This is a genomic window from Leisingera thetidis (genome assembly GCF_025857195.1).
Taxonomy (GTDB): Bacteria; Pseudomonadota; Alphaproteobacteria; order Rhodobacterales; family Rhodobacteraceae; genus Leisingera; species Leisingera thetidis.
Map to the genome: position 1 here is coordinate 93,320 of NZ_CP109788.1, position 16,727 is coordinate 110,046.

Annotated in this window: 17 protein-coding genes; 5 read left to right on the forward strand and 12 right to left on the reverse strand. The window is 63.6% G+C overall.

Annotation, left to right across the window (positions count from 1 at the left end):
• Positions 1–37: 37 nt before the first annotated feature.
• From OKQ63_RS21510 to OKQ63_RS21550, 9 genes are all read right to left on the reverse strand, one after another.
• Positions 38–1,051 carry an alpha/beta fold hydrolase gene (locus OKQ63_RS21510; RefSeq protein ID WP_264214185.1) on the reverse strand — a complete coding sequence of 338 codons (1,014 nt, stop codon included), beginning with the start codon at positions 1,049–1,051 and terminating at the stop codon, positions 38–40.
• A gap of 70 nt (positions 1,052–1,121) precedes the next feature.
• On the reverse strand, positions 1,122–1,922 hold the full coding sequence (locus OKQ63_RS21515; RefSeq protein WP_264214186.1) for an ABC transporter ATP-binding protein: 801 nt from the start codon (positions 1,920–1,922) through the stop codon (positions 1,122–1,124).
• 29 nt (positions 1,923–1,951) lie between these two features.
• Positions 1,952–3,007: an ABC transporter substrate-binding protein gene (locus OKQ63_RS21520; protein WP_264214264.1), complete on the reverse strand. Its 1,056-nt coding sequence runs from the start codon at positions 3,005–3,007 to the stop codon at positions 1,952–1,954.
• 70 nt (positions 3,008–3,077) lie between these two features.
• Positions 3,078–3,923, reverse strand: coding sequence for an ABC transporter permease (locus tag OKQ63_RS21525; protein ID WP_264214187.1), 846 nt, complete (start codon positions 3,921–3,923; stop codon positions 3,078–3,080).
• A 24-nt stretch (positions 3,924–3,947) separates the two neighbouring features.
• Positions 3,948–5,387: a glutamine synthetase family protein gene (locus OKQ63_RS21530; RefSeq protein WP_264214188.1), complete on the reverse strand. Its 1,440-nt coding sequence runs from the start codon at positions 5,385–5,387 to the stop codon at positions 3,948–3,950.
• A 175-nt stretch (positions 5,388–5,562) separates the two neighbouring features.
• A complete protein-coding gene (locus tag OKQ63_RS21535) occupies positions 5,563–5,961 on the reverse strand; it encodes a cupin domain-containing protein (protein WP_264214189.1) in 399 nt (132 codons plus the stop codon).
• Between the two features lie 3 nt (positions 5,962–5,964).
• The gene (gloA, locus tag OKQ63_RS21540; RefSeq protein WP_264214190.1) at positions 5,965–6,402 is read right to left on the reverse strand and encodes a lactoylglutathione lyase; all 438 of its coding nucleotides are present in this window, start codon (positions 6,400–6,402) and stop codon (positions 5,965–5,967) included.
• A gap of 19 nt (positions 6,403–6,421) precedes the next feature.
• Positions 6,422–7,525, reverse strand: a complete 1,104-nt coding sequence (locus OKQ63_RS21545) for an aromatic ring-hydroxylating oxygenase subunit alpha (RefSeq protein ID WP_264214191.1) — start codon at positions 7,523–7,525, stop codon at positions 6,422–6,424.
• 86 nt (positions 7,526–7,611) lie between these two features.
• Positions 7,612–7,983, reverse strand: coding sequence for a hypothetical protein (locus OKQ63_RS21550; protein WP_264214192.1), 372 nt, complete (start codon positions 7,981–7,983; stop codon positions 7,612–7,614).
• Here OKQ63_RS21550 and OKQ63_RS21555 point away from each other — a divergent pair.
• A complete protein-coding gene (locus OKQ63_RS21555) occupies positions 7,974–8,513 on the forward strand; it encodes an Lrp/AsnC family transcriptional regulator (protein ID WP_264214193.1) in 540 nt (179 codons plus the stop codon). The genes OKQ63_RS21550 and OKQ63_RS21555 overlap by 10 nt on opposite strands.
• A 50-nt stretch (positions 8,514–8,563) precedes the next feature.
• Here the strand turns inward: OKQ63_RS21555 and OKQ63_RS21560 are convergent, their stop codons facing one another.
• The gene (locus OKQ63_RS21560; protein ID WP_264214194.1) at positions 8,564–10,714 is read right to left on the reverse strand and encodes a TonB-dependent siderophore receptor; all 2,151 of its coding nucleotides are present in this window, start codon (positions 10,712–10,714) and stop codon (positions 8,564–8,566) included.
• 172 nt (positions 10,715–10,886) lie between these two features.
• Entirely contained in the window at positions 10,887–11,780 is an 894-nt protein-coding gene (locus OKQ63_RS21565; RefSeq protein WP_264214195.1) for a LysR family transcriptional regulator, read from the reverse strand.
• Positions 11,781–11,923: 143 nt separating this feature from the next.
• Between OKQ63_RS21565 and OKQ63_RS21570 the strand changes: the two genes are divergently transcribed.
• From OKQ63_RS21570 to speB, 4 genes are read left to right on the forward strand one after another with little or no spacing between them, the layout of a single operon-like run.
• Entirely contained in the window at positions 11,924–12,940 is a 1,017-nt protein-coding gene (locus OKQ63_RS21570) for a TRAP transporter substrate-binding protein (protein ID WP_264214196.1), read from the forward strand.
• 54 nt (positions 12,941–12,994) lie between these two features.
• Positions 12,995–13,618, forward strand: coding sequence for a TRAP transporter small permease (locus tag OKQ63_RS21575; protein ID WP_264214197.1), 624 nt, complete (start codon positions 12,995–12,997; stop codon positions 13,616–13,618).
• Positions 13,615–14,895, forward strand: coding sequence for a TRAP transporter large permease (locus OKQ63_RS21580; RefSeq protein WP_264214198.1), 1,281 nt, complete (start codon positions 13,615–13,617; stop codon positions 14,893–14,895). Before OKQ63_RS21575 ends, OKQ63_RS21580 begins: the two co-directional genes overlap by 4 nt.
• 18 nt (positions 14,896–14,913) lie before the next feature.
• Entirely contained in the window at positions 14,914–15,879 is a 966-nt protein-coding gene (gene speB, locus OKQ63_RS21585; RefSeq protein ID WP_264214199.1) for an agmatinase, read from the forward strand.
• A 176-nt stretch (positions 15,880–16,055) separates the two neighbouring features.
• Here the strand turns inward: speB and OKQ63_RS21590 are convergent, their stop codons facing one another.
• Entirely contained in the window at positions 16,056–16,727 is a 672-nt protein-coding gene (locus OKQ63_RS21590; protein ID WP_264214200.1) for a TetR/AcrR family transcriptional regulator, read from the reverse strand.

Below are 16,727 nucleotides of genomic sequence, written 5' to 3' on the forward strand. Positions count from 1 at the left end.
CAGCCCGGCGGGATGACATTCCTGCCCGGGCGGCCCGCTATTCCTCCAGCAGTTCCCGGATGCCGGCATCCAGCTGGGCGGTGAACCCGGGGTCGTTGCCCGGATTTGCCGCGCAATGGCCCCAGGCAGAGTCGCAGGGGCGGAAAATGGCGTTGGGCATGTGGCGGGCCTCGATGCCGTTGTCTTCGGGCGGGAAGTAAAGATCCTGGGTGCAGGGCATCAGGATGGCGCGGGCCTTGATGGCGTTCAGGGCGGCCTCGAAGTTTCCATTGTACAGCGGCCCCGCCGAAATGTCGCCGGCCTGCCAGGTGGCAAGCTTGGCCAAAAGGTTGTTGGCATCCCAGCCCTGCACGTGGTCCTGCTCCCAGTCCTGCAGCAGGTCTTCGATGGTGTCGAACCCCAGCTGGCGGTAAAGCCCCTCGCGGTAGAAGGTCTGGGAAAAGGCCCAGCCGGCGTAGACCCGGCCAAAGGCCTTGAGTCCGGCCTCTGGCGGGGAGGTGTAGTTGCCGCCGTTCCAGGTCTGGTCGGCGCAGAGGGCGGCTTTGACGCCTTCGAGGAAGACGAAATTGTGCGGCGAGGTGCGGGCCGAGGCGCAGAACGGCAGGATCGCCTGCACCATGTCCGGATACTGCGCCGCCCATTGGTAGGCCTGGCAGCCGGCCATGGACCAGCCTGCAACCAGGGCGATTTGCTCGATGCCCAAATGGTCATGGATCAGCCGGTGCTGGGCGGCGATGTTGTCCCACATCTGCACCAGCGGGAAGCGCGGGCCGTCCTGCGGCGCGGGTGTGTTTGAGGGCGAGGAGGAGCGGCCATTGCCGAACAAGTTGGGGCTGATTATGAAATGGCGCGCCGGATCGATGGCGCGGCCGGGGCCGAAGAACCCCTCGTTCCGCGTATTGGTGCCGGTGTAAAACGTGGGCAGGACAATGACATTGTCGCGCGCGGGCGAGAGGGTGCCATAGGTCTGATAGGCAAGCCTGGCGTCTTTCAGCACCGCGCCCGACATGAGCGGGAAATCCCCCAGGTCCAGGATTTTATAGTCTGTCATCGTTCAGCCCTTTGAAATTGCGGTGTTACCGGCCTGCGGCCTTGTTGGCTGGCAGGGCGGAGGCGCGGTTCTAAGCGTCTTCTTCCTGCGGTCTGGCCTCGCCGCGCATCAGCTGCATGATCTCGCGCTCGCATTCCGGGTAGCCGTCTAGTCCGACCAGATCCTCCTTGCTGCGGATTTCCCTGCCTTTCTTGAAATCCAGCTCGAGGATGGTTTTCAGGCGTCCGGGGTGGGCGGACAGGAACACGATGCGGTCGGCGAGGAAGATAGCCTCCTGGATGTCATGGGTGACCAGCAGGATGGTGGTTTGCGTCGTGCGCAGGATCTCCAGCAGCATCTCCTGCATGTGCCAGCGGGTTTCCGCGTCGAGCGCGCCGTACGGTTCGTCCATCAGCAGGATCTCCGGCGCGTTGGCCAGGGTGCGGGCGATGGCCACCCGCTGCTTCATGCCGCCCGACAGGGTCTTGGGGTAGGCATCGCGGAATTTTGCCAGATGCACCAGATCGATGTAATGCAGCGCGCGGTCGCGGCGTTCCGCCTTGGGGATGCCGTTCAGCTTCATGCCGTATTCGACGTTTTCCTGCACCGTCAGCCAGGGAAAGGAGGTGTAGCTTTGAAACACCATGCCGCGCTCGCGCGCCGGGCCGTGGATCGGGCGGCCCTCCAGGCTGAGGCTGCCGCTGGTGGGCGCATGGAGGCCCGCCACGATGTTCAAAAGCGTGGACTTGCCGCAGCCCGAAGGCCCCAGCAGCACGCAGAGCTCGTTGCGGGCCACCGAGAAGGACACATCGCGCAAGGCCTCGACCCCGCCGCCGCGTGCGGGAAATGTCTTGCAGACATTCTGGACGGATAGAATGGTGCTGGATTGCATGATGCGTCCCTCTTTTCTGGTCAGGTGGGTCAGCCGCGGTAGCCGCTGTCGTAAAGCTCCTTGTGCAGGCTGCATTCGACGCCGGTTTCAGGCGCCTTGACCTCCTGGATCAGGCCGAATTTGACCCACCATTCGCTGACCAGGTTCCAGTGGTCCGACATCTGGCCATTGGTCTGCTCGAACGGCGGGTTGCCCGGCGCCGAGCCGCAGAACTGCGCAGCCTCGATGAAGTCGTAGACGTAAAGGCCGCCATCGAGGAACGAGCCGTCGCTGCCCAGAACCAGTTCGACGTCGGAGAGGCTCATCCCCATGCCCTTGGCGATGATCCCGTTGCCCTCAGCCGGGTTTTCCTTCCACCAGGCGATGGCATCATACATCGCCTTCATGGTTTTCAGGGCGACATCGCGGCGGTCGTTGATCAGCGCATCGCTCATATAGTGGCCGTCCGCGACCACGGCGTTTTTCAGCCAGAAGGGTTCGTCCGATTGGGTCAGGATGCTGGACCCTTCCAGCGCCTTCAGGGTGTTGGAGCCGTAAGGCTCCCAGAACTCCGAGGCGGCCACGCCGCCGCCGATCATCGCGGCAAAGGCATCGTCAGCGATGATGTTGCGGTAGACAACGGAGTCATAGGCGGCGCCGTTCTGCTCCAGCCACATGGCGACATAGATCTGCGCCAGGCCGCCTTCGAGCACGGCGACTTCCTTGCCGGCCAGATCGGCGGCGGTTTCGATGCCCGGGCCCGCGACGACCTTGTCGGTGCCATTGGACAGGTTGCCAAAGGCCACCAGCTTGACCGGCAGGCCGCGTTCGACCCCGACCGGGGTGAATTCAGCGGTGGAGGAGACGATGTCGAGCTGACCGGCAGCAACCAGGTTGAAGCTTTCATAGGGGTCTTCGATGGTCTGGTAGTCAAGGTCCAGATCCGGGGCGAGGTTCTTTTCGATGGCAATGTGCCAGAAGCCGTAGCCTGGCCAGGTGAAGCCCGCGATCCTGACGCTGTCCGCGGCCCATACGGGCGCGGCGGCGCCTGCCAGCGCGATGGCTGCAATGCAGCGGCTGGCTGATTTCAGCAGTTTTTGGGTCATCGTCACGATACCTCCCTTGCGACGTCGGTGTGTTTTGGTTGGCCTGTTCTGTTCGGTCTGCTCCGGCTCCTCAGGAATAGTCGTCGAGATACTGGAATGCCCGGGCATGCAGCGCCCGCAGCAGGTAGTCGAAGATCAGCCCCAGCAGGCCGATCACCAGGATGCCGGCCATGATCTGATCCACATGCAAAAAGCGTTTGGCGCGCATCATCATGGCGCCGATGCCGGCATCCGCCGCGGTGATTTCGGCGATTACCAGATAGGTCCAGCTGACCGCCAGCATCTGGCGCATGGCGATCACGATATTGGGCAGCGCGGCCGGGACCACGACGCTGCGCAGCACCTGCCAGCGGGATCCGCCCAGGGTGACGGAGGTGTTGATCAGATCCTTCGGCACCGCCTTGGTGTGGTCGGCGATCAGGGTGATCAGGAACCAGATCACGCCGATGAACAAAAGCGCCAGTTTCTGCGCATCACCCGCCCCGAACCACATCAGCAGCAGGGGGATGAAGGACGGGGCGGGCAGGTAGCGCCAGGCGGACACGAAGGGGGAGAAAAACGCCTCCACCGCCTTGAACGCGCCCATCAGGATGCCAAGCGGGACCGCGATTGCGCAGGCCAGGGCAAAGCTGAACATCACCCGCCAGACACTGAGCAGCACATCGCCGAGAAAGCCGTTCTCGGCAAACAGCGTGTAGAGCGCTGCCAGCACCTCGCCGGGCCCTGGCAGCAGGATTGCGGGCATCACGCCGGACCAGGCGGCGCACTGCCAGATGGCAAAGAAGATGACCCAGACCGCTATCCCGAGGGTGAGGCGCCAGGACGGCGGGATATCCGATTTGAATTCGAAGATCCGCAGTTTCGGGCGCGCGGCCTTGGTCCGCGCTGCCGGTAAAGTCCGAAGGGCCTGGGTCATGGGTCTGTCCTTTGCTGGGGCGCTTTAGTAGAGGCGCAGGTATTCCCGCACTTCCCAGTCGGTGACCGACTGGTGATAGCGTTCCCATTCGTCGTTCTTGTATTCGAGGAAGGATTTGCGCATCACCGGGCCCATCACATGCTCGGCCATCTCGTCATGGCGCAGCGCCTCGATTGCGCTCCACAGGGTGCGGGGCAGGCGGCGGATGCCAAGCTCGGCCAGTTCACCTTCGGTTTTCGAGTAGAGGTCGAAGTCGGTGGGCTTGCCCGGGTCGATCTTGTTTTTGATCCCCATCACCGCGCAGCTGAGGTGCATGGCCATCGCCAGGTAGACATTCATCGTCATGTCGCAGGCGCGGTTTTCGATGCAGTGGCGGCTTTGCGGCAGCCGGAACTGGGCGGAGCGGTTGTTGAAGCCGTAGGTGATGTTGGTCGGCGCCCAGGTGACGGTGCCGCCCTCGAAACCGCCCACCCGCGGCACCAGTCCGTTGTAGGAGTTCACGGTGGGGCAGGTGATTGCGGTGATCGCCTCGGCGTGCTGCATCAGGCCGCCGACGGCCCAGCGGCTTTCGTCCGACCATTCCCCGTCCGCGGTCTCGAAGATGTTCTCGCCGGGGCGGCTGTCATGCTGCATCGACATGTTGATATGCGCGCCGGAGCGCCAGTCGCCCACCGTCGGTTTCGGCATGAAGGTCACGAACAGGCCGTGCTTCTTGGCCACCTCTTTCAGGGTGATGCGCAGGAACGCCAGCCGGTCGGACATTTCCAGCATGTTGGTATAGTGGAAATCCAGCTCGAACTGGGAATAGGCGCCTTCGGCCACCACGTCGTGCAGGTTCCAGCCCAGGCCCTCGATGATGTCGATCATGTCCTTCAGGAAGGACATCGAGTCGATGGAGTATTCCACGTCATAGCCGAAGGCCTGGCGGCGCGGGCGCAGACCCTCTGCCGGATCGTCGTCGAAGGCCTTCACCGGCTGGCCGGCTTCGTCGTATTTCATCACGATGAATTCGGGCTCGACCCCGGCATAGCCGGTGTAGCCCTCGTCGGCGGCTTCTTTCATCGCCCGCTTCAGGGCCTGGCGCGAGCAGACGTTATAGGGCGCGTCTTCCCAGTAAAGATCCGAGAAGATGATCGCCATCGAGGTGTCCCAGGGGCAGACATAGACAGCATCCAGGTCCGGCACCACCACCTGGTCGCTGTCGGCAGGGCTGAGCTCGGGCACAAAGGAGATCGAGTGCACCGCGAACTGCGGGCCTTTGCCAAGGCAGAGCGGTTCGAAATCGCTCATCGGCACCGGTTTGGTCTTGGGGATGCCGTGCAGGTCGATCCAGGCGGCCATCACGTATTTGACGCCGGCCGCTTCCAGCCGCTCGCGCACCTCGGGGATGCGGGGGCGGTTGCGCTCCACCGCGTCCTGGAAGGATTCGTAATAGATTCTGGTTTCGGGATTGGCTTTCAGCATGGTTGTTCCTCCCATTGATTGGCACGCGGGTGCCGGGCACTGCCGGGCGGGCCGGTCAGCGTTGGTTAGGTTTCGTTTTCAGCAATTGCCTGGCGGAAAAGACGGGCAACCCGCCGTCCGCGGCACGTCGCATTGCGCTCGGACGAGGGTGCCCAGTGGCCAGGAGCGGCGTATCTCAGCCCGGGACGAAATCCGACGGGTCGATGCCCGGAACCTGGGTGATCCCGGCCAGTTGTTTCCAGTTGTGCGGATAGGCGGCGTAGAAGATCACGCATTTGCCGTCCGCTTCGTAAGAGATGTGGTTGTCCTTGGGCACAAACAGCACGTCGCCGCGGTTGCACACATAGCTTTTGCCATCGCAGACCAGCCGGAAGGTGCCCTCAAGGCAATAGATGATCTCGTCGCAGGTCAGGTCCCACGGCACCTTGATGTTGTTCAGAACATTGATGCCGCCGCACATGGATTTGCTGAATTCGCTGGTGACCATCGGCTTGATGTAAGTGTCGCTGCCGTCCATGGCGTCATAGCGCTCCTGGACCAGGTCGAATTTGAAAAGCTGCGGTTGATCGCCCATGGATTATGCCCCTTCGCTGGCAAGGTGTTTCAGGATGCTTTCGTTCAGTTCGACTTTGTAGCCGTCCGGGTCTTCGCAGAAGGCGATGACGCGGGTGCCGTTCTTCATCGGCCCCGGCGGGCGGGTGATCTTCACGCCCGCGGCGGCCAGCTGTTCGCAGGCGGCATAGACATCCGGGGTCTCGATGCAGATGTGGCCCCAGCCGTTGCCCTTGTCATAAGGCTCTTCCTGATCCCAGTTGGCGGTGAGCTCCAGGGTGGGAGACTCCGCTTCCGGGCCGTAGCCGATGAAGGTGTTGGTGAATTTGCCTTCGGGGTAATCGGTGCGGCGCAGCACCTCCATGCCCAGAATTCCGCAGTAGAATTCCAGGGATTTCTCCATGTCCATCACCCGCATCATCGTGTGGGCCAGGCGGAAACCCTTGGAAACGGGGTCGCTCATTGGGTCTGTTCCTTTTTGTTCAGGCACTTGCCGGGGCACTTGCCAAGTCGCGTTCGATCAGGTCCTGAAAAGCGCGCACGCTGTCCTCCCAGGCGGGCGACAGCAGGCCGCCGCCGGCCGCGACAGGGGATTTTCGGCCCTCGAACATGCGCTCGACCATCTCGTGGTCTTCCTTGTGCACGTCCCACCACAGCGTCTTGAGGCCTTCGATTTCCGCGGCGCTCAGCTGCTGGCCCGCGGTGGTGTAGAGCGCACGGTACTGTTGCATCGTGCCGGCGCCGGTGGGCACATTCAGGTAAACCCCCAGCTGGTCGGGGAAGTAGCGCCCCAGGATGAAGTTGGGGTACAGCGTCAGGTAGCGCGAGCTGACGCCGAGGCTGCCGGCGGTGCCGGTCTCCTTTTTCAGGTCCACGGCGCTGCCGATGCAGTTGCCGTCGGTGATGGTGTAGTGGTCCTCCAGCGGCTGGTCGGTGGTCGAGGCATGGACGAACTGGACATGGTAGGGCTCGATGAAGTTCTCCATGATCAGCTTCCAGTTGGTCTTGATCTCGCCGAAATCGAGCAGGCCGATCGGCTCCACCCTGGCGAAATCCATCCCTTCCAGCCGGTTGATCAGCGGCGCGGCGTACGCCTCGAAGTCCGGCGCATTGCCGTCAAGATTGATGAAAATCCAGTCGTGCCAGACATGGGTGCGGACCGGCTGCAGGCGGTGCTGTTTGAGGTCGAAGCCGTCAAACTCCTGTTTGCCGGTGCCGGCAAAATGCGGTGCTGCACGCAGCCGCCCCTCCAGGTCATAGGCCCAGGCGTGATAGGGGCAGCGGATCAGCTTGCCGACATTCTTGGGTTTGTCGACCAGGGTCATGCAGCGGTGCAGGCAAACGTTGTGGAACACCTGGATTCCGCCGTCCTGGGCGCGCACCGTCAGCAGCGGCAGGCCTGCGCATGTCACAGGGTGCGCATCGCCGGGATTGGCGACCTGATGGGCAAACCCGATGAACACCCAGTTCTTGGCGAGCACCGTCCGGCATTCCTGCTGCCAGACCGTTTCGCTGCGGTAGGTATCCGCGGTCAGGCCGTGCTGCGGCCCGCCGCTGATCCGTGTTCTTTCCTCGGCAATTGTCATTGTTCCTCCCTTCGACACTGCCACATGCAGCACGCCGTTGTGCTGGCGCGTGCATGGAACCCGTCCCTGTCTCCGGCCGGTCTGTGTCAGCAGCAGCGCCGTTGGCAGGGGTTGGAAATCATGTTTACGAAAATCGCATCATCTGGCAACTGTTTTTTGCGATATTCGTTATGATGAGAGATTTTCCGATATGAATCAGGAGAAAGCTGGTCAGAAAGCGGCAGGGTGGTGCGAATTTCGAATGAAAATGCCGCTGCCGCGCTGAGAATCGCAAAATCAGCCGGATCCGGCTGCGGTCCCGGTGGCGCCGCGCCGGTCCAATCCGTGAAATGCCGGGAAAAACGCCTGCCTGGAACAGTAATTCCTGCAAAAACACGCGGCGCCGGTTTGCGGATTCCGGCGCCTTCGCTTAATCTCGGCTGCGAAAACAGCAATCGGGCAGCAGGAAATGACAGCAAAGCATCAAGTGTCTTCGCGGGCGAAACGGGCCAGTCAAAGCATCCGGTCCCCTGGGGATGACCTGAACCAGCAGATCATCCGGCTGCTGCAGCAGGACGGGCGGATGGCCTTCTCCGAGATCGCCCAGCGGCTGGATGTCTCCGAGGGCACCATCCGCAACCGGGTCAGCGGGCTGCGCGAGAACAACATGCTGCGGATCGTGGCGATGTCGGATCCGGTGGCCACTGAATATACCACCGATGCGATGATCGGGCTGAACGTGGCCGCCGGGGTCACCCCGCGGCAGGTGGCGGAACGGCTGGAAGGGGATCCGCGGGTGGTCTTCATCCTGTGGGTGGCGGGCCGCTACGACCTGATAGTCGAGCTGGTCAGCGATGATGCCGAGGAGCTGAAAGAGTTCCTGGAACAGGAAATCCACGCCAGCGATGATATCGCCAATGCCGATGTCATGCTGGGCCTGAAGAATTTCAAGAACCAGTTCCTGCTCAAGCGGGACATGCCGGAAACCGGCGCCGCCGCGGCAGGCTAGCCGCCGCGGCCGGGGCAGGGGGCGCAGGCGTGCTGCGCCCGCCCGCGGCTTCAGAAGGTTTTGCCGATGGTGAAGGACACCGTGCGGCCCTCGCCCCGCGAGCAGCCATAGCCGTCATAGCAGATGCTGTCATAGTCCCGGTCGAACAGGTTGGAGACCCGCAGGTTCACTTCCATCTCCTGCCATTCGTAGCGCAGCGCCAGGTCGGCCAGGGTGTAGGACGGCGTCACCCTGGCGTTGCTTTGGGTGGCAAAGGCAGCGTCGTTGTAGCGCAGCCCGCCGCCGACACTCAGACCCGGCACCAGATCCGAGGCATCGTAATCCAGCCACAGCGACAGCTGGTGCGGCGGTGCCATGGCGTTGTCGTTGCCGGTCAGGCCGGTGACCAGCGATTTGGTGATCTCGGTATCCAGATAGGTATAACCGAACACGCCCTGCAGGTTGCCGCTCAGGCGGCCGCGGGCCTCCAGTTCCAGCCCGCGCGCGCGGATCTCTCCGGCCTGGGTGAAGCTGCTCCAGGTCGGGTCGTTGCGGTCGTAGTCCTTGACGTTGGTCTTGCGCAGGTCGAAGATGGCGGCGCTCAGCAGGTAGCTGCCGTGATCGGGCAGGTAGCGCAGGCCCGCTTCCCATTGCTTGCTTTCGGACGGATCCAGCGGCGCACCGGCGATGGTCTTGCCGAAGTTCTGAATGAAACCCTCGGTATAGCTGATGTAGGGGGCCAGGCCGTTGGCCATCTCGTAGGTCAGCCCCAGCATGCCGGTGGTTGCGGCGTTCTTCTGGAACTGCTGGGTGGAGGTCAGCAGGTTGCCGATCTCATTCTCGAACCAGCTGCGGCGCAGGCCTGCGGTGACGGACAGGCCGTTGGCGAATTTGAAGTGGTCCTGAAGGTAGATGCCCTTTTCGGTGTATTCTTCGCTGTTGTGCTCCGAAAGCGGCGGATAGGCGACGCTGAAATCGAAAACCGGATCGGCGAAGCTGACCGGATAGGCGCCATAGGCCAGGTACTGGCGGTATTCCGTCTTGCGGCGCTGGTAGTCGACGCCGACGATCAGGCTGTTGCCGCCGCTTTTCCACTCCAGGTAGTTGTCGAAGCCGAGATTATAGGCCTCTTCGCTGTTTGCCTGCGCAGTATAGGTCATGTCGCCGGTCGCGAAGTCGGTCGAGGCCAGATACAGGTGCCGGTAGTCGATTTTCTCGCGGGCATAGCGGGCCTTCTGGTTGAAGGTGAAGCCATTGCCGAAACGGTGCGAGAATTCCCAGCCGATCGACCCGCTGTCGCTCTTGTAGGAATTGAACGGCGACTGCCGGGTGTGGAAGTCCTCCGGCAGGCTGCCGAGGGCCGCATCGTATTCGACACCCGCCTCCGGCACCCATTGCAGCGGCGTGCGCTCATCCTGCTGCAGATGCATCAAAACGGTCAGGCTGGTGTCGTCGGTGGGCGCCCAGGTCAGGCTGCCGGCCGCCAGCTTGCGGTCGTTGTGGGAGTTGTCCGCCTCGGTCGCGCCATCGCGCAGCAGCACGGTCAGCCGCCCGGCCAGGGTGCCTTCGGCGTTCAGCACGCGGGAGGCGTCGAAGCCTGCCTCGGCGGTGCCGAAACTGCCGTAGCCGGCATAGGCCGAGGTTTCGTTGCCGAAACCGGGGCGCTTGGTCACCAGGTTGACCATGCCGCCGGCATCGTTGGAGCCGTAGAGCACGCCCGCGGGGCCGCGCAGCACTTCGATCCGGTCCAGCATGTAGGGGTCGATCTTGAAGCTGGCGAAATTATGCGACTTGTTCGGCAGCCCGTCGCGGTAAAGCGCGCTGGTGCCCATGTCGAAGCCGCGGATCGAAAACTGATCGAACCGGTCATCGGTGCCCCAGGTCGAGGGGTTTATACCGGGGGTGAACTTGACCGCGTCCTCGACCTGCGCCGGGTGGCGCCGTTCGAGTTCCGCGGAGGTCACGACGGAGACCGACTGCGGCACCTCGCTCAGCGGCACGCCGGATTTGACGCCGGTTTCGGTGGCCGGCGCCAGGTAGCCGTCCACGGCACCGGCATATTGCAGCTTGTCGCGGACGATGATCGGGGCGAGGTCGACGGTTTCGCCGTCTTCTGCGGCGGCCGGGAGGGCGGCAAACGCACAAGCGCCGAGCGCTGTGCCGCACAGCAGGGCGCGCAGCGCGGGCCGGCAGGCAGCTGCCGGAGCGGATTGGAGTGTCATTCAGTGTGTCCCAGGTCTTGGCCAGACAGGCGGATCGCCCCGGCTGGCCCTACTTTGTTGGCAAAATGCGGGTGATGCCTGGGAGTTTCCTGGGTCGCCGCAAAATACAAATACAGACCGGGCTGTCAATCCCGGCCGTCGGAAATCCGTCAATCCGGGTGCGGAGCCGGCCTTATCCAGGGGGCTGGCAGGCGGCGCGCATATCCCGGATAAACAGCTCCACCGCGCGTCTTTGAACCTGGGTTTGCCGGGTGGCCAGCGAAAAGGCGGATTGCCAGCGCAGCCGAGGGTGGCAGAGTTCCCGGAACCTGCCCGTCCTGGTCCAGCTTTCGGCGAAATGAACCGGCAGCGGGCCAAGATACTGCCCGGTTTCGATCAGCATCGCCATCGCCTCCATGTTGGCGACCACCGCTGTCGGGTCCGGGCCGCCAAGATCGGGTGAGACCAGCATGTCATAGGAGCGCTGGCAGAGCGGATAGGACGCAATTCCCTGCGGGCTGATCTCTGTCTCCGGCAGGGTGAACAGCGGATGGCCCCTGCCGCAGTAAAGCCGGTGCTCTTCGCTGCACAGCTCTTCATAGGTGAGGTCGGCAATCCGGTTGCGGAAGGGTGCAATGGCCACGTGCAGCGCGCCGGTGATCAGCTGCTGGGTCAGATCGGCGGGCGAGGCGACGACGATCTCCAGCCGCACCTCGTTGCGGCGGGCGAGGAACGTTTGCAGGGCCCGGGCCAGGTTGAGGCCGGGCAGGCTGCTGACCGCATCCACCACGCCGATCCGCAGGTCGCCGGTGACCGCGTCGCGCAGCTCCAGCAGTTCGGCGTCGAAATCGCGGGCGCTGCGCAGGATGCCGCGGGCCTTCTGATAGGCGATCTCGCCCCGCTCGGTCAGGCGGAAGCCGCCGCGGCCGCGCTCGCACACCCGGTAGCCGAGCGAGGTTTCGAGGTCGCGGATGCGGATGCTGATGGCGGACTGGGTGATGCCAAGGGCGTATTGCGCATCGGAAAATCCGCCGCAGTCCACCACGGTGACAAAGGTTTCCAACAGCGTATTGCGCAGCAGTTTCATGAGGCCGTCCTCCGAAGGGTGTGGCAGTCATTACATGAACTTTGCTTATGTGAATATAAGCAGTGTGATATTTTTTCATGCTTAAGTTCGTGCTGAGGTGTCCCCCGACCCGCGTCAATCATGCCAACTGGGAGGAGACCCGCATGGCCCTTAACCTGAGATCCCTGAAAACAACCGCTGCCGCGGCGCTGCTGAGCCTGGCGCCGGCCGCGGTCTTTGCCGATGACTGGAAATTTGCCATCGAGGAAATTCCGGGCTCGATCATGGACGCCTATGCGCAGGAGTTCAAAAAGCGCATCGAGGCGGCGACCGAGGGCGATGTGACCGTGACCGTCTATCCGATGGGCACGCTCGGCACCCCGACCGAAACGGTGGAGCAGGCCGCCGACGGCGTCATCCAGCTGACCAATGTGTCGATCGGCAACCTCGGCACCATCGTGCCGGAGAGCCAGGTGTTCCTGCTGCCCTACCTGCTGCCCTCGGACCCGGCGGCGGTTTCAAAAATCCTCAGCAGCTCGGACACCATCTATGGCCCGCTGAACGCAGACTTCCAGAAGCGCGGGCTGGAAGTGATGACGATGTATTCCGAAGGCCCGCAGGTCTGGACCACCAACCGCGAGATCCGCACGCCGGAGGACTTCGAGAACTTCAAGATGCGGGTGATGGTGTCGCCGATCCTGCTGGAGACCTACAAGAACATGGGCGCCAGCCCGACGCCGCTGCCGTTCGGCGAAGTGTTCGGCGCGCTGCAGCTGGGCGCGGTGGACGGCCAGGTGAACCCGATCCCGACCATCGAGGAGATGAAGTTCTACGAGGTCACCAGCCATCTGATCTGGGCCGGCGAGCAGGAACTGGTGACCACCGTTGTCGCCGGGTCCGACTGGTTCGCCACCCTGAGCCCGGAACGCCAGCAGCTGCTGCGCGGCACCATGGCGGAAATGACCGGCTACATCGACGGCGTGGTCAGCGAGTTCAACCAGCAGCGTCTGGACAGCATCAAGGATGCCAAGCCGGACATCGGCCTGGTGGTGCTGTCTGAGGACGAGCGTGATGCCTTCCGTGCCCGCTCGGGCGGGACTGCCGCCGCCTATGTCGAGACCGCAGGCGCCCGCGGCCAGGAGCTGCTGGATGCGCTGCAGGCGGAGCTGGCGGGCAACTGATCCCGCGTCCGGCCCCGCGCGGACCAGCGCGGGGTCCCACCAAGGAAGGATACCATGCAACACGCCAATTCCGCGCCCTTCGGGTTTCTGGGCAAGATCGACGGCGCCATCGGCCGTGCCGAGGTCTGGATCCTGGGCTGGGGGATCATCCTGATGGCGGCCAACACCATCGCCAATGTCTTTGGCCGCTACGTGTTCAACCAGTCGATCTACTTCTCGGAGGAGCTGAACGAGTTCCTGATTGTCATCGTCACCTTCATGGGGCTGGGCTATGCCACCCGCAAGGGCATCCACATCCGCATGTCCGCGGTCTATGACGCGCTGCCGGTGAAGCTGCGCAAGGGGCTGATGGTGGTGATTGCCGCCACCACCGCGGTGATGATGGCGGTCCTGGCCTGGTACGCGCTGGAATATGTGCAGAAGGTCGCCAGCCGCGGCCGCATCACCCCGGCGCTGCAGCTGCCGTTGTACCTCACCTATGTCTGGGTGGTGCTCGGGCTGGCGCTGACCGCCTTTCAGTACCTGCTGACCGCGCTGCGCAACCTGAATTTCGCCGAGGCGGAGATCTATGTCTCCTACCTGGAGGTGGACAGCTACGAGGACCCGGAAACCGCCGCCGCCATCCAGCGCTATGAAGAGGCCGGCGCCGCGGGCACCGGGACAGGGGAAAAACCATGACCGAACTGATGCTTGCCGTGATGGTCCTGCTCTTGCTGGCAGGGTTCCCGATGAAGATGCCGCTGATCTCGGCCGCAGTTCTGGGCTTCCTCGTCTACTTCCCGGACATGAGCCTGCAGATCCTGGTGCAGCAGATGATCGGCGGCGTGAAGCCCGCCGCGCTGATTGCGGTGCCGATGTTCATCCTGGCCGCCGACATCATCACCCGCGGCCATTCCGCCAACCGGCTGATCGACGTGGTGATGAGCTTCATGGGCCATATCAAAGGCGGTCTGGCGATCTCCGTCACCTCGGCCTGCGCGCTGTTCGGCGCGGTCTGCGGCTCGACCCAGGCCACCGTGGTGGCAATCGGCGGCGCGATGCGGCCGCGGATGCTGAAATCCGGCTACAAGGACAGCTTTGCCATCGGCCTGATCGTCAATGCGGCGGACCTCGCCTATCTGATCCCGCCCTCCATCGGCATGATCATCTATGGCGTGGTCTCGGGCACCTCGATCTCGCAGCTGTTCATCGCGGGCATTGTGCCGGGACTGCTGATCGTGGTGCTGTTCTCGGCCTACTGCATGGTCTACGCCTACCGCCACGACATCCCCGTCCTGCCGCGCGAGGGCTGGGGCCAGCGGTTCACCGCCATGCGCCGGGCACTGTGGCCGATGGGCTTTCCGGCGATCATCGTCGGCGGCATCTACGGCGGGGTGTTCTCGCCGACCGAGGCGGCGGCGATCTGCGTGCTTTATGCCGCGGTGCTGGAGGTGCTGATCTTCCGCTCGGTGAAACTGCGCGACCTCTGGGACATTGCGCTGTCGACCGGCGCCATCACCTCGGTGGTGTTCATCCTGATTGCGGCGGGTGCCGCCTTCAGCTGGACGCTGAGCTTTGCCCAGGTGCCGCAGCAGATCATCGCGTCATTGGGGCTGGATGAGGCCGGACCGCTGATGGTGCTGCTGGCAGTCAACCTCGCCTTCTTCCTCGGCTGCATGTTCGTCGACTCGATTGTGGTGATCCTGATTCTGGTGCCGATCTTCGCGCCGATGATCAAAGCGGCCGGTTTGGACCCGGTGCTGGTCGGTGTGCTGATCACCCTGCAGGTCGCCATCGGCGCCGCAACGCCGCCGTTCGGCTGCAACCTGTTCACCGCCATCGCGGTGTTCCGCCGCCCGTTCGTGGAAGTGGTGCGCGGGGTGCCGCCCTTCCTGATCATCCTGCTGGCCGTGACTGGCCTGCTGGTCGCCTTCCCGCAAATCGCCCTGTTCCTGCCGGAACTGGCCTATCGTTAAGAAAAACGGAGAATCAACATGTCTGCACACGGTTACGAATCCGGCCGCCTGAACCTGCCCTTCGTCGGCATCGCCACCTTCGGCAAGAAGCCCTATGTCGAGGATTGGGACAATATCAACGCCGACGTCGCCATCCTCGGCGCGCCCTTTGATTTCGGCTGCCAGTTCCGCTCCGGCGCGCGGTTCGGCCCGCGGGCGGTGCGCGAGGCCTCCACCCTGTTCAGCTTCGGCCACGCCGGCGCCTATGATCATGAGGATGACGCCACCTATCTGGGCGCGGACGTGCGGATCGTCGATCTGGGCGATGCCGACATCATCCACACCAAGACCGAGGAAAGCCACGCCAACATCGAATACGGCGTGAAGAAGATCCTCGACGCGGGCGCCATTCCGGTGACCATCGGCGGCGACCACTCCATCAATATCCCCTGCATCAACGCCTATGCCGAGGATTGCGCCAAAAACGGCCCGATCCACGTGATCCAGATCGACGCGCATCTCGACTTTGTCGATGAGCGCCACGGTGTCACCGACGGCCACGGCAACCCGATGCGCCGCGCAATCGAGAAGGATTACGTCTCCGGCATGACCCAGCTGGGCATCCGCAACGTGTCCTCCACCGCCAAGGAGGGGTACATCGACGCCCGCGAGCGCGGCTCCGACATCCTGTCGGTGCGCCAGGTGCGCAAGCTGGGCACGCAAGGCGTTCTGGAGCGCATTCCCGAGGGCGCGCGCTATTACGTGACCATCGACATCGACGCCTTCTGCCCGTCGATTGCGCCGGGCACCGGCACCCCCAGCCACGGCGGCTTCCAGTATTACGACGTGCTGGAAATTCTGCAGGGGCTCAGCAAACGCGGCGATGTGGTGGGGATCGACCTGGTGGAAGTGGCCCCGGCCTATGACCCGGCCGAGAGCACCCAGATCCTGGCGGCGCAGCTATTGCTGAACTTCATCGGCTTCATTTTCCACAACAAGACCTGAGTCTCCTCCCGCTGCGCCTGTGTGCAAAGGCGCAACGGACTGCCTGGCACGCCGTCTTCCATAGGCGTGCCAGGCCTTTTTGGACCCGGCCTATTTGCTTCTTTCTGGTCAAAAATACTCCGGGGAGCGCGAGGGGCCGGCCCCTCGCTCCCGCCGCCGCCGCACGCGCCGGACCTTCAGCGGCCCATCTTCCCTTCAGCAAACGCCCGGGCCGCTGCCACCGCCTCCGGATCCGGTTCCACCCCGGTAAAGCCCAGCAGATAGCCTTCCAGCCGGGCGGTGCGGGCCTGCATCGGCTCCCGCACCTCCAGCGCGTGGTAGCCGCATTGCATGAAATAGAGGATCCGCGCCCGCGCGTCGGCCTCGTATGGGTCATAGCCGTGCCGCTCGAACATCGCGGTCACCGCCCTGAGCCGCAGCGCATCCGCCGCGTCGATCCGGTTGCGCACCTTGCCGTCGCGCCGCGACCATTCGCGGACCGCAAAATCCAAGGACGCGTCGAACAGGTCCGGATCGACAAAGCAGCGGAAGAAATTGCAGACCGCCCAGGAAATATTGTCAGCTGGCAATTTGCAATGGGTGAGCACCGGCGCGGTGTTGCGGGCCTCCCAATCGTCCAGCAGCGCCTCCAGCAGGTGCTTGCGGCTTTTGAAATACCAGTAGAAGCTGGAGCGCGAGACCCTCAGCCGCTCGCCGATGGCCAGCACCTTGACCCCCGCCACGCCGTCGCTGATCAAGAGGTCGCGGGCCACGTTCAGCCAGTCCTCCGGCGTGACCTTCACATGGCCGCTCAGCGGTTCCTTGTCCGGGTTGTCCCGGTGCAGCACCGGGGCCGCGCGTCTGGCCAT

What these genes read in the sequence shown, in the direction of transcription:
- OKQ63_RS21555 (WP_264214193.1), top strand. Translation starts at nt 7,974, where the DNA reads ATGACAGCAAAGCATCAAGTGTCTTCGCGGGCGAAACGGGCCAGTCAA.
- OKQ63_RS21515 (WP_264214186.1), bottom strand. Translation starts at nt 1,922, where the DNA reads ATGCAATCCAGCACCATTCTATCCGTCCAGAATGTCTGCAAGACATTT.
- OKQ63_RS21570 (WP_264214196.1), top strand. Translation starts at nt 11,924, where the DNA reads ATGGCCCTTAACCTGAGATCCCTGAAAACAACCGCTGCCGCGGCGCTG.
- OKQ63_RS21510 (WP_264214185.1), bottom strand. Translation starts at nt 1,051, where the DNA reads ATGACAGACTATAAAATCCTGGACCTGGGGGATTTCCCGCTCATGTCG.
- OKQ63_RS21530 (WP_264214188.1), bottom strand. Translation starts at nt 5,387, where the DNA reads ATGCTGAAAGCCAATCCCGAAACCAGAATCTATTACGAATCCTTCCAG.
- OKQ63_RS21560 (WP_264214194.1), bottom strand. Translation starts at nt 10,714, where the DNA reads ATGACACTCCAATCCGCTCCGGCAGCTGCCTGCCGGCCCGCGCTGCGC.
- gloA (WP_264214190.1), bottom strand. Translation starts at nt 6,402, where the DNA reads ATGAGCGACCCCGTTTCCAAGGGTTTCCGCCTGGCCCACACGATGATG.
- OKQ63_RS21525 (WP_264214187.1), bottom strand. Translation starts at nt 3,923, where the DNA reads ATGACCCAGGCCCTTCGGACTTTACCGGCAGCGCGGACCAAGGCCGCG.
- speB (WP_264214199.1), top strand. Translation starts at nt 14,914, where the DNA reads ATGTCTGCACACGGTTACGAATCCGGCCGCCTGAACCTGCCCTTCGTC.
- OKQ63_RS21520 (WP_264214264.1), bottom strand. Translation starts at nt 3,007, where the DNA reads ATGACCCAAAAACTGCTGAAATCAGCCAGCCGCTGCATTGCAGCCATC.
- OKQ63_RS21535 (WP_264214189.1), bottom strand. Translation starts at nt 5,961, where the DNA reads ATGGGCGATCAACCGCAGCTTTTCAAATTCGACCTGGTCCAGGAGCGC.
- OKQ63_RS21590 (WP_264214200.1), bottom strand. Translation starts at nt 16,727, where the DNA reads ATGGCCAGACGCGCGGCCCCGGTGCTGCACCGGGACAACCCGGACAAG.
- OKQ63_RS21575 (WP_264214197.1), top strand. Translation starts at nt 12,995, where the DNA reads ATGCAACACGCCAATTCCGCGCCCTTCGGGTTTCTGGGCAAGATCGAC.
- OKQ63_RS21580 (WP_264214198.1), top strand. Translation starts at nt 13,615, where the DNA reads ATGACCGAACTGATGCTTGCCGTGATGGTCCTGCTCTTGCTGGCAGGG.
- OKQ63_RS21545 (WP_264214191.1), bottom strand. Translation starts at nt 7,525, where the DNA reads ATGACAATTGCCGAGGAAAGAACACGGATCAGCGGCGGGCCGCAGCAC.
- OKQ63_RS21565 (WP_264214195.1), bottom strand. Translation starts at nt 11,780, where the DNA reads ATGAAACTGCTGCGCAATACGCTGTTGGAAACCTTTGTCACCGTGGTG.